This window comes from Acinetobacter sp. 809848 (assembly GCF_000581275.1).
In the GTDB taxonomy this organism is placed as follows: domain Bacteria; phylum Pseudomonadota; class Gammaproteobacteria; order Pseudomonadales; family Moraxellaceae; genus Acinetobacter; species Acinetobacter pittii.
Genome location: NZ_JEXG01000027.1, coordinates 36776 through 52977, shown reverse-complemented (window position 1 = coordinate 52977; position 16202 = coordinate 36776). Strand labels below are relative to the sequence as shown.

Sequence of the window (16202 nt, the reverse complement as noted above, 5' to 3'; positions counted from 1 at the left end):
GTAAAGAGTTGGATGGCAGTTTGAACAACCTGTAATTTTTTGGAAGATATTTCTAAAGTTGGCATAGTTTTACCGTTATAAATTCTTGTTGTTTCTAAATGAGATAAAAAGCCTGTGCCCTTTCTGGGAGAAAAAAAGGCACAGCAAAGCCGTAAGACGGTGCTTGGCACATCTCAAGTTTTGTTTTGCTAAGTTTTAAGTAAAAATGACTTAAAGCCTGAAAACCTTATGGCGTTCAAGCTGCTGTAAATTTTTAAGCTGTGTCGTTATAGCTTTTGGCAATGAGTGCCAAGAAATGATGGATGTGCATAGCCAACTCCTGATTTTGGGAGTTCTGCCAAAACATTCATTTGGAATTATGGTGGCAGAACGAAAGAGGGTTGACAGACTGGTTTTCGAGAACCCAGCACGCACGAAGGCGTCCCCCTTCCGTCCTACCGCTACAAAAAGGGAGACGAGTGGGTATACATCAAAAAAAACAAGTCTTTTCAATGTACTCGAAAAAACAGCCTGTCAAAGCCGGCTGGCAATGTGGCCAGCACGCAAAGCATAATCTGAGAGTTTAGAGGTGTCAATGTAGCTTTTATGACAAGTATTTAAATTTCTTATTGTTTTTCATTAGATTAACTTAATTATTATTTTAGATATTATATTTAATTGTATTTATTTATTTTTTAAAAAGAGTCAGATACGGTAAGCTAAACCACATGAATTTACTTTTTGATTTGGAATATTTTTTAGAACTTTACGAGAACATAAATGAGAAGACTATTTTCAAAGTCCATTTTAATATTAACCATTGGGTGTTTATTGAATGGTTGTAGCCAAGGCCCTCTTCCATTAGAGGTTACACTACATCAAGATTATGTATGTGCCTTTACCAATAACCCTAAAAAAACAAATTATTCTTTTGATAATAAATTTTTGATTTTTATGGGGAAAGTGGACTACCAAAACGGATTTAAAAGTTCTTATGAGAAAGAATATTTAAACGCCCCTCTGCCAATAGAAGAGAAAGATTGTGTAAAAATTCCTCTAAAGGCGTTTGAAAAGAATGTAGCTTATGACATTACTTTGGATATATACAAAACTTTCGATACGCGTATTTGTATAGTAGAAAATAACAATAAGCTAGAAATCCGAGAGCCTGAACCCGGTGAAACAACCTGTAAATAGGATTGTTCCTAGCCCCTCATTTCGCTATCTCAGAAACAACTAAACAAGTGGGATTAGACAATCTCGGTCTGCCCCACTTGGTGATAAGCACGATTAAAATAAACCAAACTTTGGTCATGTTGGCTTTGTTTAATCGCTACGATCGGACATATAAAAATCGTGTGTGTACCGACTTGTTGAATTTGCTCAATCTCACAATCGAAACTTACCAAAGCATCATCTAGCACAGGTGAACCCGTTTCTAACTCAATCCATGCGCCATGTTTAAAGCGCTCTTCTGGTGTGAGTTTAGATGAAAATGCTTTTGAAATATGTTCGTGATGCGCGCCTAACACATTCACAGTTAAGATTTTGTTATCTAGGAAATGTGCATGCGAACTCGCAGATTGGTTCATACACACCAATAATGTCGGAGGTGTGTCGGTCACACTACAAACAGCAGAGGCAGTAAATCCAAAACGGCCAGACATGCCTGCCGTAGTCACAACACTAACCGCACTTGTGAGTAAAGACATTGCATTTCTAAAGTCTGTTGCTTGAACCATGACATTATTCCTAAATTGAACCGTACCTTGTCCTGTGTGTTTGCTATACCGCCCAACTCCATCAGGAAGGTACTATCGACATGCGATCTGATTAGAGCGACATGTAGTAAGTAAAATGAGGGTTACTTGTTTGATTATCAACTGCCATCAAAAAAGTAACCCTTTATACCACTTATTGGTAAATATTAAGCAGTAAGATCATAACCCGTCAGTTCTCTACGAACGATTTCTGCACCTGCACTTAAAGCATTTAACTTGCCACGTGCCACTTCACGAGAAAGAGGTGCCATACCGCAGTTTGTGCAAGGGTAAAGCTTGTCAGCATCTACAAACTGAAGCGCTTTACGTAGTGTGTTAGCCACTTCTTCTGGTGTTTCAATCTGGTTAGATGCAACATCAATTGCGCCGACCATGACTTTTTTACCGCGAATGAGTTCGAGTAAATCGATAGGCACATGTGAGTTGTGACATTCTAACGAGATGATATCAATGTTAGACGTTTGAAGTTTCGGGAAAGCTTCTTCGTACTGGCGCCATTCTGAACCGAGTGTCTTTTTCCAGTCAGTGTTGGCTTTAATGCCGTAACCGTAGCAAATGTGGACCGCAGTTTCACATTTTAGACCTTCAATTGCACGCTCTAAAGTCGCGATGCCCCAGTCATTTACTTCGTCAAAGAATACGTTAAATGCAGGTTCGTCAAACTGAATAATGTCTACACCAGCAGCTTCTAGCTCACGTGCTTCTTGGTTCAAGATTTTGGCAAATTCCCAAGCAAGTTTTTCACGGCTCTTGTAGTGACCATCGTAAAGCGTATCAATCATGGTCATTGGGCCAGGTAATGCCCACTTAATTGGTTGATTGGTTTGCTGACGTAAAAACTTCGCATCTTCAACAAACACAGGCTTTTGACGAGACACCGCACCTACAACAGATGGCACGCTTGCATCGTAACGGTCACGAATACGAACTGTTTCGCGCTTCTCAAAATCTACGCCATTTAAGTGTTCAATAAACGTGGTCACAAAGTGTTGGCGAGTTTGTTCGCCATCGCTCACAATGTCGATGCCAGCAAGTTGTTGTTCATGCAAAGCCAAACGTAACGCGTCTTTTTTACCTTCGGCTAAGCCTTCGTTTTCAAGTTTCCAAGGCGACCAAAGCTTTTCAGGTTCTGCAAGCCAAGACGGTTTAGGTAAGCTGCCAGCAGTTGAAGTCGGTAATAATTTTTTCATGATCAATGACCCGTATGTTGATTAATTAGGAGCGTAATTAGCAGACCACTGCTCAAGAATCGCTTGGTATGGTTTGATAAATTGCTCTTCAACAAACTTCCCCTGCTCAATAGCCAGACGGCTACGTTCTTCACGGTCATACACAATTCGAGTAAGTGAATAATCTTCGTGTTTCAAGCTTGGTTGATAAGATTTTCCAGCCACTGAATTTGCGTTGTAAATTTCTGGACGGTAAATCTTTTGGAATGTTTCCATCGTACTGATGGTACTAATCAACTCAAGGTTGGTGTAATCACTCAACAAATCGCCTGTAAAATAGAACGCTAACGGCGCAACGCTATTTGGCGGCATGAAGTAGCGAACTTTTAAGCCCATTTTTTGGAAATATTCATCAGTTAATGAATAGTCTTCTTGCTTGTATTCAACACCTAAAACAGGATGTTCATTTTCAGTACGGTGGTACTCTTTAGTCGTCGAAACGCTTAAGCAAATCACAGGCGCCTTTTTAAAGTTGGCTTTGTAAGTTTCAGAGTTAATAAAGCTCTTAAACAAGTTACCGTGCAATTCACCAAACTTTTCAGGCGTGCTAAACGTAGACTTATTTTTGTTGTGATCTAACAACAGCACACTAAAGTCATAGTCACGTACATAAGACGAGAAGTTGTTGCCTACAATACCTTCAATACGTTCATTGGTCTTTTTATCAACAATATTGGTTTTCAATATTTCGATTAAAGGAAGCCCGCTTGCACGGTTTTCGGCATCAATATTCATTTCAACTGAAATGATTTCAAGTTCAACGCCATAGCGGTCGCCTTTAGGGTTGTCCCAATGAGCTAAGGCATTGAAACGATTGTCGATCATCTGCAATGTATTGCGCAAATTCTCTTCGCGGCTCATCCCTCTTGCTAAGTTAGCAAAGTTGGTTGTAATACGTGTATTGTCTGCTGGACGATAGTTCTCATCGAAACAAATACTCTTAATCGTAAATGTAAATTCTTTACTCATTGTGATCAGTACCCTAATTTCTGAGATAAAACCTAAATAAAAACTTTTTGCTCTTTTTAAACTTTCCAGACTTGTCAGATTTGTGCCTTATGGTCTTATCAAAGTGAATTACTGGAGCGCTTCAGAGCATGAATAGATTTATACCGCAATCACAACATGAATAAAAATGATTTAGTCTCATTACAAACTGAGTGAAATTCATGTTTAGGGTTTAATAAATAAGTATGAAGTTAAATATTTTTCATCTTTGGAAATTTTAGACAGCAGAAATTCAATATGCAGCTCTCACACAGCACCTTAATCATTTTAAATATTTACTATTATTTTCAAATACTTAACAATAAAAAATTAAGTTAAAAAGAATCAACCTAAAGTAATGTGTGCTGACTCTCATTCATCTCTGCTTTTAGCCATTCTAAAAATATGGTTTTACGTGAATCTTCCTCAAAAGCGCTATGAGAAAGTAAAAAATAGGCTGAATTATCTTGCACAACAGGTGAAATTTTTTTCAGTAAGTTCCACTCAAGCTCCTTTTCAATCATATAAATTGAGATAACCGTTGCGCCAAGTCCCGCCAAACAGCCTTCTAAACACAGATAAAAATGTTCGAGTTCAACTTTAGCGTAGCCTTTTAAACTTTGCTTTAGCTCAGCAATGCGAATCATGCTTTTGAAAAAATTTGGTCTAGAGGTCGAAATGAGTAAATCGTTTGTTTCCGATGGCTTGATTGCTTGAACTAGAGCGATATATTCATCGGCAATTTTTTCGCTATAGATATGCTCTCCCCAATCAAAGTCATTTCTGCGAATCGCGATATCAATATTATCTTTTTCAAAATCGACCACGCCGCCTGCTGTGAGTAGCACAACCTCAAAATCATGACCAAGCTTTTTAAATTTTGATAACCGTGGAATGAGCCATTTCATGGAAAGCGTCGGTTCACACGACAAGACCAATTGCTTGTTGTGAGTTTTAGGCTGGCTGAGTTCTATTAAACATTCATCGAGTTGACCAAACACCTGATAGCAACAACTCAATAAAGTTTCACCCTGCTCGGTCATCACAAGTGTTTTATTTTTTCGATCGAACAAAGTCGTATTTAAAGCTTCTTCTAAATTATAAATTTGTTTACTGACCGCACTTTGCGTCACAAATAATTTCTTTGCAGCTAAAGTGACGCTGCCATACTTCGCCACAAAATAGAAAAATTTTAATGAATTCAGCGATATTCTTTCAATCATTCCAAAAACTCATAGATGTGTAGTCATTTTTATCGATTTTTATTTTTAGGTTTCTGTTCAAAATAAAAATCATCTTTATTAAACCCCATTTTAGATGATGAAAAACATATTGAATATCTATATCTATTTTCACAGGCGTATAGATACAGCTTATTACGTGGAAAAAATAACTGCTTTAAGCAAAACAGTTCTCCTCTCAAATACATTCCAAAAAGTACAGATTAATCCCCTCGTTTTCAGTGAGGGTGCAAGATAATGGCAGAGTTTATTGCGGTTATTCTCATTACGATTTTGGCAGTGGTTAGCCCCGGCGCTGACTTCGCGATCGTTACGAAAAATAGTTACTTGTACGGCAGAAAAATAGGTGTGTTCACTTCACTGGGAATATCGCTTGGCGTGTTGGTGCATGTGACCTATACCCTTGTGGCTGTTGCATTTGTGATGACTTATACGCCGCAAATTTTGAATATTGTTAAGTATATTGGTGCGATTTACTTGATCTATATTGGCTATAAAACTTTTACTCAAAAACCAGTTTTAGACACTGCTGCCTTAAATTCTATCGGTACTTTGCAAGCCATAAAATACGGCTTTTTTACCAACGCCCTCAACCCTAAAACTACGCTATTTGTGATTAGCACCTATACGCAAATTGTGAGTTTAACCACGCCTAAATCGATTCTTTTGGCTTATGGCTTTTTTATGTCTTTTGCCCATTTTGTATGGTTTTCACTGGTTGCTGTACTATTTTCATCCATGCTACTGAGACAGAAAATGTTAGCCAAGCAAGTACAGATTAATAAGGTGATTGGCTCAATCTTATGTGTCTTAGGCGTGATTCTGCTTTTTACTAAGTTTCAGTAGAACCAATGAATTTTAAGAAACTGTAGAGTGTGGACTGAGTCCTTCGTGCAGAATTCAGTCCATTCAAGCGAGCTAAGAATCTATTTTTTAAGTATTCGATTCAGATAAATCATTTACATTCCAACGATTTGCTCTTTTAAATGTTCCGACATCGTTAAATCGGACACCCATATCACGCATGACTTTATGGGCAACTGGTGCAGTCATTTGGCGAATGTAGAATGGTTCTTTCACCACAAAATGGTGGATGGCATGTGTTGAACCAAAGTTAAAGCAAAACAATTGGAACGGCATCATCCACCACGGCGTTAATACTTGAGTTTGTTGAATGACATTACCCAATTCGACATCACCGTAGTAATGCATATTACTAGTCACAAAGTGCAAGCAGAAGGTACGCAGCACATTCGGTGCGACCCAAACAACAGTCAAAATATTAACCACATGCATAATATTTAAAGTGGTAGCTGACCAAGCAATCGGTGCATTCGCCCAACCTGCAACAACATCAACTACATGAAAACCTAAAAAGATATACCACAGCGACCAGTGAATAATTCCTAACGGGAAATAAGCCATAAATGCACGTTTAAAAATGACTTTTTTAACCGTCCAATTGCTTGCAGAGATAATACGGAACAAGACCGCCAAGCCGTTATCACCAATCGCGATGAGTCGGCGTATGCTCCATTGCTCTCCATTGGTTAAAGCTCTTTCTTCTAAATCAACTTCGGTGCCCGAGTTTTTATGATGGTTAAAATGCAGCTCACGACGTTTCCACGGGTTAATGGTACTTGGTCGAGCTAACCAGACTAAGCTCATCATTAAATGATGTGCCCATGGTTTCTTTCTAAAATACATCCAGTGAATCAGGTCATGCTCTAACTCATGGGTGAGCGATGCAAAAAAAGCAATAATTGGAATTGCAAACCAAGCTGAAAGTTGATGATTTATATAGAGCACGGCAGTCGCTATCATGCCGACCAAAGATATAAATAGAATCATCGCCCCAATGGCATTTTGATGGTTCAAAATAGGATGGCGTTTGCGTAAAGCCACACCTTCTGCTGTTACTACTTTTTTAATATGTTCCGTTTTTTCGCTATCGGTCATTCCGGCAGGATTTTTATAAATATAGGTCATCCGTTATTCCTCAGTTTTTCATGCCCCTACTTTATTTAGATCACCCTAAATGTGCTTAGCTCGAAACGCCAATCTATTGGCTATGGATGCCAAAATAAAAAGATTCAAAACAAACAAAAGATTTTTTAGTTTTGAATCTTTTATACTGTTTACAGGAATATGAATCAGAAGTTATAGGACATAACATGCCACAGACAGCAACAGCACTGGCTAGCTGGGTGAAAGCGATTCAAAAAGCGCTCGAAAAAGCCGGTGTTGATAGTCAACCTTTATTAGAACAAGCAGGTTTAGATATTCAGGCTCTGAGTAATCCTGATGCACGATATTCATTAAAACAAACAGCAAATTTATGGAAATTAGCAGTTCAGAAAACTCAAGATTCATGTTTTGGCCTTAAAGTTGCCAGCCAAGTCAATCAAAATACTTTTCATGTGTTAGGGCATTCACTGATTACCAGCACTACTCTAAAAGAGATGTTTCTAAGAATTATTCGTTATTTTCGTGTGGTTACGGATATTCCAGAGCTAGAGTTTTATGGGCAAGGAAATAGCCATTATTTCGTTATTCATGTTCCCGACGAAGTTCAGCCCGAGTCAATAGATGCATTTATTTCCGTTTTTATTCGCTCAAGTCGTGCTTTACAAGGCTCTGTTTTTTCGCCATTACGCATTGAACTTAGACGTTCAGAACCTGAAGATTTAGAAACATTCCAGAGTATTTTAAAAGCTCCGATTGTTTTTAATGCAGCCAAAGACATGATTGTGTTTGATACAGCAACCATAGAACAACAACTAGAAGGTGCAAATCCTACTCTCACCCAAGAATATGATGAAATTATTAATCGTTATCTGGCACGGTTCGATAAAGAAAATATATTGGCACGTGTGAAAGTAAAATTAATCGAAAAATTATCTACAGGTGATTTCCAACAACAAGACGTTGCGAAAAGTCTGGGCTTAAGCATACGAAGCCTGCAACGCAAACTTTCTGCCGAAAACACCTCTTATAGTGAGTTACTCGATCAGACTAGGCATGAACTCGCCTTATCGTATATTAAAAACTCAAGCCATAATATTACTGAGATTGCTTATATTCTTGGCTTTAACGATGTCAGTAGTTTTACCCGCGCGTTTCGCCGCTGGACCGATTTATCACCTATCCATTATCGAGAAAAATATCTGGCTTGCTCTTAACTTTTAAAAACTTAGATAAAAAAGATGCATGTGAATGCATCTTTTTTTATGAGTAACTTACTTTTTAGTAAGCAGTTCTAGCATCGAAACTGTAGTGACTTTAGCACCCACTGGCAAAGCTTTTAAGTCAACAATGTAGTTTGGACTATGTGGAATATAAGGCACAGGTTTGCCTTGTTTGACTGCATTTGCAAACACAACTGGGTCTGCCACACCAATAAACATAAAGTTAAACGGAATGTCTTTTTGGTCGCCTAATAAATGGTGAACATCTTCTGACCCCATAACCGCAGGATACTCAGTTAGAACATGCTTATCGCCTAATAATGCTTTTAAAGGCCCATTTAAACGTGCCGAAAATTCTTTATTGTTAATTACAGGTGTGCTTGAACCTTTAAAAGTAAAGGTCGGCATTTGGTCTTTACCCATCCCCTGCATTTGAGACGCGCCTTCACTCATAGACTTAATGTTATTTAACATAGTTTCACGCACTTTAGGATCAAACCAGCGCAAGTTCATTTTGACCAATGCTGTAGAAGGAATCACGTTATTCGAATTTCCAGCCTGAATTGAACCTATCGATAATACTGCCGCTTGTTGCGGATCAACTGCATTACCCATAATAGTTTGATATTGATTTACTGCATTGGCCGCCATGCTAATTGGGTTTTTGGTGAGCATTGGTAGTGAACCATGCCCACCCACACCTTTAAATAAAACATCAAGCTGATCGGTTCCCGCCATACGTGGCCCCGGTGCATTGATGACCACGCCCACAGGTGCAGGTGTGGTATGCACTGCAAAGAAATAATCAGGTTTTGGCAAGTTATATTTTGTCCATAAGCCATCGGTCACCATAGCTTTTGCACCTGTGATCGGCTCTTCTGCAGGTTGCGCGACTAAAATAATAGTTCCGCTCCATTCCTTTTTTAAAGCGACTAATGTTTTTGCCATGCTGAGCATCCATGTCACATGTGCATCATGACCGCACATATGTGCTACAGGTGTTTCAGTTCCATCATCAAGTTTTACACGCACTTTACTCGCGTATGGTAAACCAGTCGCTTCTTCAACAGTGTTGGCATCCATATCGGCACGGTACATGACTGTTGGCCCTTCACCATTTTTTAAAATGCCGACCACGCCTGTTTTGGCTATTCCCGTTTTAACGTCAAAACCTAGTGACTTAAGCTCTTTGGCAACAATTGCTGAAGTACGCGTTTCCATAAACCCAAGTTCAGGGTGTTCATGAATGTCTTTATAGACCTTGCTTAACCATTCTGTTTGCCTATCAATAATGGTTAACGCTTTTTGCGAAACCGCCGGCAAAGTTGTTGGACTTGCTTCAGCATGAAGGAGAGTTCCATAACCTGCAATGAAAGTCGACAAACCTAAAAATATACCGTTTTTGATCATTTTATTCATGTAATTAAAACCTTATAAATGACTGATTTAATTTTAAAATTTATATCCAATTTTTAAGCCATAGCTGACTGAGTGGTTATCCTTAAACTCACCTACATAATAGTCACTACCCGCCTGTGCGCCAAGCTGAGCTTTTGCATCGCCTAACCAAAAATATTTAATACCACCAGAAATAAAGTATTGCGATGTCGGGCTATATTGAGCACCCACGCCCAAGTTGTAATATCCCTTGCTTGGGCCACCCGTTGAGACTTTATCACCTGCTCCCGAGTCCCATCCAACCGACACAGAGCCTAACCATTTAGGTGAAAAGCGTTGTCCAACCCCCAAATTTAAAGACCATTGGTCGTCATAATAACGAACCAAATTAAAACCTTCTGGACGGCTTGGCGTTGATAGTACGCCAACAACTTTTGAGATCTCACCAAAGCGATAAGGTTGCAAAGCAAGATCACTCCAATTTACCCAGCGTAAACCACCAAACAGTAACGTTCCCTGACGAAGTCCGGTCTGGAACTCTAAATTCACTGAATCAGGAGATTTAAATTTTGTTGTACCTGTATCTTCTTGTTCTGGCAAATTGGCAATAATCTGGTTTAAGTAAGCTTTCTTTTGTGGAGTCATCTGACCAATAGAAATCATGTAGTCTAGATGCTGATTAACTAAATCACGACCTTGTTGAGTGCTTAACATCTCAATGAGTGGGGCATTTTCAGTCGCGTTTAGTTTGTGAGTAATGGCTGAACGGTAGGTTAATGAGACTTTCACAGCTTTTTCCGGAATCTGGTAGGCAAGCCCTGCTAACCATCCCAAGTCACCTACAGTTTTGGTGTGAAAGTCATAGCCGTTGTAAAGACTAAATACATTACCTCTTAATTCAACCTGACTTTTAAAGGTTTGATAGACTGGCCCCGCATAAAGATTCCAGTTCTTTGTGGGTTGATATCCCAAAATAAAGCTTAAATTTTGTATATCAAATTCTGATTTTGCATTTCCTGTAGGAGCCTGACCAGAAGTAGCATTGGCAAGTCCTGCTGTTGTAATGCTGGGTAACATAACCGTGTCTTTTGGCGTTGCGACAAAGCCATTTAGGCCTGAATATTCTGTGTCGGCACCAAATGGTTGATCGTAAAGCAAGCCAAATGAATACTGCGGTGCTAACTGTAATTTTAAAGCTGCGGTAGGTCGATAATCGGTGTTGGCTATATCTGAAATTGAATGATGTGACGGGTTTGTGCCCGACTCTACACCACTTAAATCGGCATCTGTGATTCCTAAACTTGCTTCAAAATAGTTACCCGGTTGTAAAAATGCCGCTACAGACTGCCCTGTTTTATCAAATGCAGCCGCATGTAAGGTGCTTGTGCAAATTGAAGTTATTCCTAAGATCAATATTTTTTTATTCACAACAAAATTCATGGATCCATCCTGGATATTTTTTATTTTGATTCCTAACTTTATGTAGATTTGAATGCTTCTGCTTAGCTCCAAACGCCAATGATTTGACCGTAGATGCCATATTGAAAAGTTATGGTTTGTATAACGGTAAGCACAACAAAGTTCTTATATTAAAAAAGCTCTTACTTTTTAGATTTAAAAAACAATTGCAGACTGTATTGATAAAAAAAGCGTGTAGTGAGAATGACGAAAATTAATCTTGAGAGTTGAAAGGAAACGACGATGGGTACTGCGAGTCCGAGAGCTTTAGCCATCAGTGACATTTCTGCGATGCCTCCAGGTGAAAGGCCTAAAATCAAGATTTGTTTTTCTGTATGACTTAAATTAACCAGTAATAAAGCAACGCTGATCGATAACGCTAAAGCCAGTAAATTGAATATCAGTGTGATTCCAATAAATTTTTTATTTTTCCTTAAAAAGCTAAATGGAAATTTGCTGCCTAATGACCAGCCAATACAGACTTGACCAAAGGCAGTAAACCATTCAGGCAATTTCATCTGAAGTATTCCACAAAATGACAATAACCCAATAATGGCGAGTGGCCCCAAAATCCAAGCATTCAAAAGATTAAAAAATTGAAAAACCTGACCAACAAACAGAGCCAGACAAAACAGTAAGACGACTTGAAAAAAGCTAAATTGATCCGATACTGGTATCTTTAAACCAGTCCATTGAACATGAAAATAAAGCTCCATAAAAATTGGAACCAGCACAACCAAAATCACAATTCTCAAACTATGGGCAGCAACGACTTTATCGACTTGAGCTTGATATCGTTCTGCAATATTCACCATTTCACTGGCGCTACCAATCGCAGAAGAAAACCATGCAGTTGCCCAATCCAAGGCATTAACTCGATATTGCAATCCAGCCAGCAAAGTACCCAACACAAGTGACCATGCCAAACCTATGAGAATAAAACCCCAATATGCTGCCACTGCCTGTACCAAAGCTGGTGAAAAGTATAGGCCTAAAGCCATACCAATAATGACCTGCCCTATGCGTCGCCACTGGGGATCACAGGCAAGTGGATGACCAACACTACCGAACAATAAGGCCGTCAATAAAGGTCCAAGCAACCAAGGCAAGGGAATATGCAAATATTTGGCAATTAAAGCTCCGACCAGAGCAATTGCTAATCCTTTGAGATTTGAGCTTATTTTTTCCATAATTCAGAGCAATAATAGCCAACCAATGCTGGCTATTATTGCTGTCCTTTTAAGCTTGTTGCTTTTTGATAAACAAGTATTTACGAACGATTGGCAAGATCAATAATAATCCTGACATGATCCAAAGTCCTATACTAATGTTACTGCTCCATAAGACATCAAGTTCCCCTTGAGAAATTGAAAGTGCACGGCGCAGATTCGATTCCATTAATTCGCCAAGTACAAAACCTAAGATTAATGGAGCTAAAGGAAAATCAAATTTTCTAAGAATATATCCACACACACCCAAGCCCATACAGAGCAGCAAGTCAAAGATATTGCTATGAATAGCATACACACCCACAAAACTCACGCTTGCGATGATCGGGATCAAAATATAATTAGGAATACTCAACATGCGGGCAAAGAAGCCTACCAATGGCAAGTTTAATACCAACAGAATGATATTACCCACCATAAGCGATGCAATCAGTGACCATACCAGTACAGGTTGCTGAACAAATAACTGTGGACCTGGTGCAATGTTATACATAAGCAACGCGCCCATCATGACCGCAGTCGTTCCCGAACCTGGCACGCCTAATGTCAGCATGGGTACAAATGAACCACAAGCCGCTGCGTTATTCGCACTTTCTGGTGCAGCAAGCCCACGTAAGTCACCTTTACCAAACTTGCTACTATCCTTTGCCATTTTTCGCTCAGTGGTATATGCCATCGCACTTGCAACGGTTGCACCTGCTCCTGGAAGAATACCTAAGAAGAAACCAATCACTGAACTGCGAATAATAGCAACCAACGAGAAAAAGAACTCTTTAAGATTAAAAAGAGAACGCTTTCCTTGTTTTAAGGCAACTTGACCAATTGTCGTGCGTTCGAGCATTAATAGGATTTCGCTTACACTAAATAAGCCAATAACCAAAGTAGTGAAAGCAATTCCGTCACTTAAACCCACACTGTTAAAGGTAAAGCGATATACACCTGTAATTGCATCCATTCCCACAGTTGAAAGTGCTAGGCCCATGAGTGCCATAATTAAGGTTTTAAAAGGCTGCGTACTGACCAGACCAGTTAAACAAACAATTGCAAAGACCATCAAAGCAAAATATTCAGCAGGACCAAATGCAATTGCCCATTTCGCCAATATAGGAGCAAACAATACAATCCCAATAAAGGCAACCGTACTTCCAACAAAGGAACTGACCGATGATAAAGACAATGCGATTCCTGCTTTTCCTTGCTGTGCCAATGGATAACCATCTAAGGTGGTCATAATGGCTCCAGCATCTCCGGGTACGTTTAACAGAATCGCTGAAATACGTCCGCCATATTCACAGCCCAAATAAACCGCTGCCAATAAAATCAAGGCACTATCTACAGGTAAACCCAAGGCATAAGCAAACGGCAATAAAATTGCCACCCCATTAATTGGACCTAAACCCGGTAATAAGCCAACAATCGTTCCAATAAATGCGCCAATCAAAGCAATTAAAAGATTCTGCGGCTGCAAGGCAACCTCAAACCCCATCATTAAAAAACTTAATACATCCATATCGGGTCATCCTTAACCAAAAAATCCAAGTGGTAATGGCACATCCAAGAAACGGTCAAACATATAGTAGGTACTCATGCTAAGTACTAAACCTGTCACCAAAACCGGTATGGTTTTGCCATGGAAAAGTTTGCCCACTGCAATGGTCATCAACAGGGTTGCAACAATAAAGCCGAGCCATTCAAAAACTAATGCATATAGCGTTAAAGCCACCGCGCACAACGCTAACTTAACGATTAAATGTTTTGTCCATCCCAACTCAACGGGTTCAAACATAATGGCTGGTCGAATAGTGAGATACGCTGCACTCGCTGTAATTAAGCCCATTAATAAAATAGGAAAAGCTTTAGGGCCCACTGGGTCGTAGGAAATTGGGGCTTCAAAATTGCTCGCATAAATCAACAAAAATAACCCGCAAACCGTAATAATGGCGGTAAGAATCCGTTCAGATTTCATCATCTATCCTCAGAAAAAAACTGAGCTGAAAAATAGCTTCTCAACCCAGTCGATTTGTTATTGTGATAATTTATATTCTTGCGATAACTGCCGCATTTCCGCGGTCTGTTTATAAACATAAGCTGTGAGTTCTTCACCTGTCAGCTGAAATGGGAGTAGATCCTGATTTTCACGGACTGCATCAAATTTCTGGTTAGCCATCATTTTATCGAAGGCATTTTTCCACCAACCATAGGCTTCATCACTGACCTTTGGTCCCATATAGAAACCACGGATGACTGGCCACTCAATGTCATAGCCTTGCTCTTTTGCAGTAGGTAATTTTGAGAACTTCCCATCTAATCGCTTGTTAGCAAAAACTGCTAAAACTCGAATATCACCAGACTCTAGGTATGAACTGACTTCACTGATATTACCTACCCCAACTTGAATATGCTGCCCCAGTAATGAAGTCAGCACTTCCCCACCGCCTTCAAGTGCAACAAATCTTAAATCGGCAGGACTAATACCTGCTGTTTTTGCCAACATTGCTGTTTGCATCCAGTCTTGACCACCTACACTTCCTGCACCACCAAAGCTAAGTGCTTTTGGGTTTTCTCGGAGTGCTTTCATCAAGTCATCGAGATTTTTCAATGGTGAGTCTTTATGTACCGAAACCAAACCATAATCGACGGCGACCCCAGACAACCATTTCACATCTTTTTCAGTGAAGTGTCCGAATTTTCCTTGTGCTAAGTTCAAGAGTGAACCAGTGGAAAATGCAACCACGGCATTATTATTCGCAGGATCACTGTTTACGATTTTGTTATAGGCTACGGCACCTACCCCACCCGGCATATAGGTTACACGTATTGGATCTTTGAGCTGGTCTGTTTGTTTAAAGCCAGATTGAATCAATTTACAGGTCATATCAAACCCACCACCCGGCTTGGCTGGTGCTATACATTCTGGGCGTTTTGGCTGCCCCGCCTCTTTAGAAGCATTTCCTGAACCACACCCAGCTATTGTCACACTGACGCATGTTAATGCGAGTAAAGTTAAATTTTTCATGTTACATACATCCTTATAACGTTTTGCTCTATTCATATTTTGATTTTTACCAATCTCCATAATCGACCTCCTTGGCACGATCATGCTTATTGGTTTTTAGTTTTGGTCTTATGTTTTGAAATGCGCTTTTTTACAGCGAATTTCAGTAATGCAGCGTTACTATAAAAATTACGAATCAATCGACTGAAAGAAATAGCTAAGTAGAGGGAAAGTTAGGACAATCACCAGATCTATAATGAGAATTAAAACCTTTGCAGAAATATCTAAAAATGCTTCGGTTAAATAATACTGATGAATAACAACAAGATAGTAAAAAATAATCCATTGTGTTGTCTTTTGCATATCCATGCTATGGGTAACGTTAATATTTAAATAAATAAACCTGTTTACCCAATCTTCCCTTCTGATCAAATGAGCTACATACTCATATATTTTTCCAATAGTTATTTAATCAGTTACTCTTCTTCATCATTTGAAAATCCATCATATTTTTTAATGCATCATGCATTTAATGTGCTCCTTTTTTCATTTGAAAAGATTAAAGCACAGATCAAGAAAACATCGTGATACCAATAAATTAAAGGGGGCATTAGTAAAATTAAATAGGTTAAAATTCTAAGAAAAGGGAATGTGAAAGACTGAAAATCTAGCGGTAAATTTATCGTAATAATAAATAAAAGTTAGAGAATAAATTTT

General features: G+C 39.1%; 15 protein-coding genes and 1 pseudogene. 3 read left to right on the top strand and 13 right to left on the bottom strand.

Annotation, left to right across the window (positions count from 1 at the left end; all coding sequences use genetic code 11):
- A pseudogene (locus J536_RS26030) lies at positions 1-65 on the bottom strand (TetR family transcriptional regulator); the annotation flags it as partial.
- 694 nt (positions 66-759) lie between these two features.
- Here J536_RS26030 and J536_RS26495 point away from each other — a divergent pair.
- Complete coding sequence (locus tag J536_RS26495; protein ID WP_032063541.1) at positions 760-1176, top strand: NF045616 family extracytoplasmic (lipo)protein; 417 nt, start codon at positions 760-762, stop codon at positions 1174-1176.
- A gap of 53 nt (positions 1177-1229) precedes the next feature.
- Here J536_RS26495 and J536_RS18135 read toward each other — a convergent pair whose 3' ends face one another.
- From J536_RS18135 to J536_RS18120, 4 genes are all read right to left on the bottom strand, one after another.
- Positions 1230-1721 carry a flavin reductase gene (locus J536_RS18135; RefSeq protein ID WP_000249487.1) on the bottom strand — a complete coding sequence of 164 codons (492 nt, stop codon included), beginning with the start codon at positions 1719-1721 and terminating at the stop codon, positions 1230-1232.
- 185 nt (positions 1722-1906) lie between these two features.
- The gene (locus tag J536_RS18130; protein WP_017400049.1) at positions 1907-2950 is read right to left on the bottom strand and encodes a methionine synthase; all 1044 of its coding nucleotides are present in this window, start codon (positions 2948-2950) and stop codon (positions 1907-1909) included.
- 21 nt (positions 2951-2971) lie between these two features.
- Positions 2972-3958, bottom strand: a complete 987-nt coding sequence (locus J536_RS18125) for a DUF1852 domain-containing protein (protein WP_016142103.1) — start codon at positions 3956-3958, stop codon at positions 2972-2974.
- A 368-nt stretch (positions 3959-4326) separates the two neighbouring features.
- Positions 4327-5199, bottom strand: coding sequence for a LysR family transcriptional regulator (locus J536_RS18120; RefSeq protein ID WP_032063540.1), 873 nt, complete (start codon positions 5197-5199; stop codon positions 4327-4329).
- Between the two features lie 255 nt (positions 5200-5454).
- Between J536_RS18120 and J536_RS18115 the strand changes: the two genes are divergently transcribed.
- On the top strand, positions 5455-6063 hold the full coding sequence (locus J536_RS18115; RefSeq protein WP_032063539.1) for a LysE family translocator: 609 nt from the start codon (positions 5455-5457) through the stop codon (positions 6061-6063).
- A gap of 87 nt (positions 6064-6150) precedes the next feature.
- On the opposite strand, the gene J536_RS18110 is transcribed toward J536_RS18115, so the two are convergent.
- The gene (locus J536_RS18110) at positions 6151-7176 is read right to left on the bottom strand and encodes a fatty acid desaturase (protein WP_081404165.1); all 1026 of its coding nucleotides are present in this window, start codon (positions 7174-7176) and stop codon (positions 6151-6153) included.
- A 215-nt stretch (positions 7177-7391) separates the two neighbouring features.
- Between J536_RS18110 and J536_RS18105 the strand changes: the two genes are divergently transcribed.
- On the top strand, positions 7392-8399 hold the full coding sequence (locus J536_RS18105; protein WP_032063537.1) for an AraC family transcriptional regulator: 1008 nt from the start codon (positions 7392-7394) through the stop codon (positions 8397-8399).
- A gap of 57 nt (positions 8400-8456) precedes the next feature.
- Here J536_RS18105 and J536_RS18100 read toward each other — a convergent pair whose 3' ends face one another.
- The 7 genes from J536_RS18100 to J536_RS25740 form a co-directional block, all read right to left on the bottom strand.
- The gene (locus J536_RS18100; protein WP_032063536.1) at positions 8457-9824 is read right to left on the bottom strand and encodes an amidohydrolase; all 1368 of its coding nucleotides are present in this window, start codon (positions 9822-9824) and stop codon (positions 8457-8459) included.
- 33 nt (positions 9825-9857) lie between these two features.
- The gene (locus tag J536_RS18095; protein WP_032063535.1) at positions 9858-11243 is read right to left on the bottom strand and encodes an outer membrane protein transport protein; all 1386 of its coding nucleotides are present in this window, start codon (positions 11241-11243) and stop codon (positions 9858-9860) included.
- Positions 11244-11404: 161 nt separating this feature from the next.
- Positions 11405-12451, bottom strand: coding sequence for an AbrB family transcriptional regulator (locus J536_RS18090; protein ID WP_017481273.1), 1047 nt, complete (start codon positions 12449-12451; stop codon positions 11405-11407).
- A gap of 49 nt (positions 12452-12500) precedes the next feature.
- A complete protein-coding gene (locus tag J536_RS18085) occupies positions 12501-14000 on the bottom strand; it encodes a tripartite tricarboxylate transporter permease (RefSeq protein ID WP_000382837.1) in 1500 nt (499 codons plus the stop codon).
- Positions 14001-14012: 12 nt separating this feature from the next.
- On the bottom strand, positions 14013-14459 hold the full coding sequence (locus J536_RS18080; RefSeq protein WP_080612898.1) for a tripartite tricarboxylate transporter TctB family protein: 447 nt from the start codon (positions 14457-14459) through the stop codon (positions 14013-14015).
- Positions 14460-14513: 54 nt separating this feature from the next.
- Positions 14514-15566, bottom strand: coding sequence for a Bug family tripartite tricarboxylate transporter substrate binding protein (locus J536_RS18075; protein ID WP_032063534.1), 1053 nt, complete (start codon positions 15564-15566; stop codon positions 14514-14516).
- Positions 15567-15674: 108 nt separating this feature from the next.
- On the bottom strand, positions 15675-15848 hold the full coding sequence (locus J536_RS25740; RefSeq protein ID WP_155394939.1) for a hypothetical protein: 174 nt from the start codon (positions 15846-15848) through the stop codon (positions 15675-15677).
- Positions 15849-16202 lie beyond the last annotated feature (354 nt).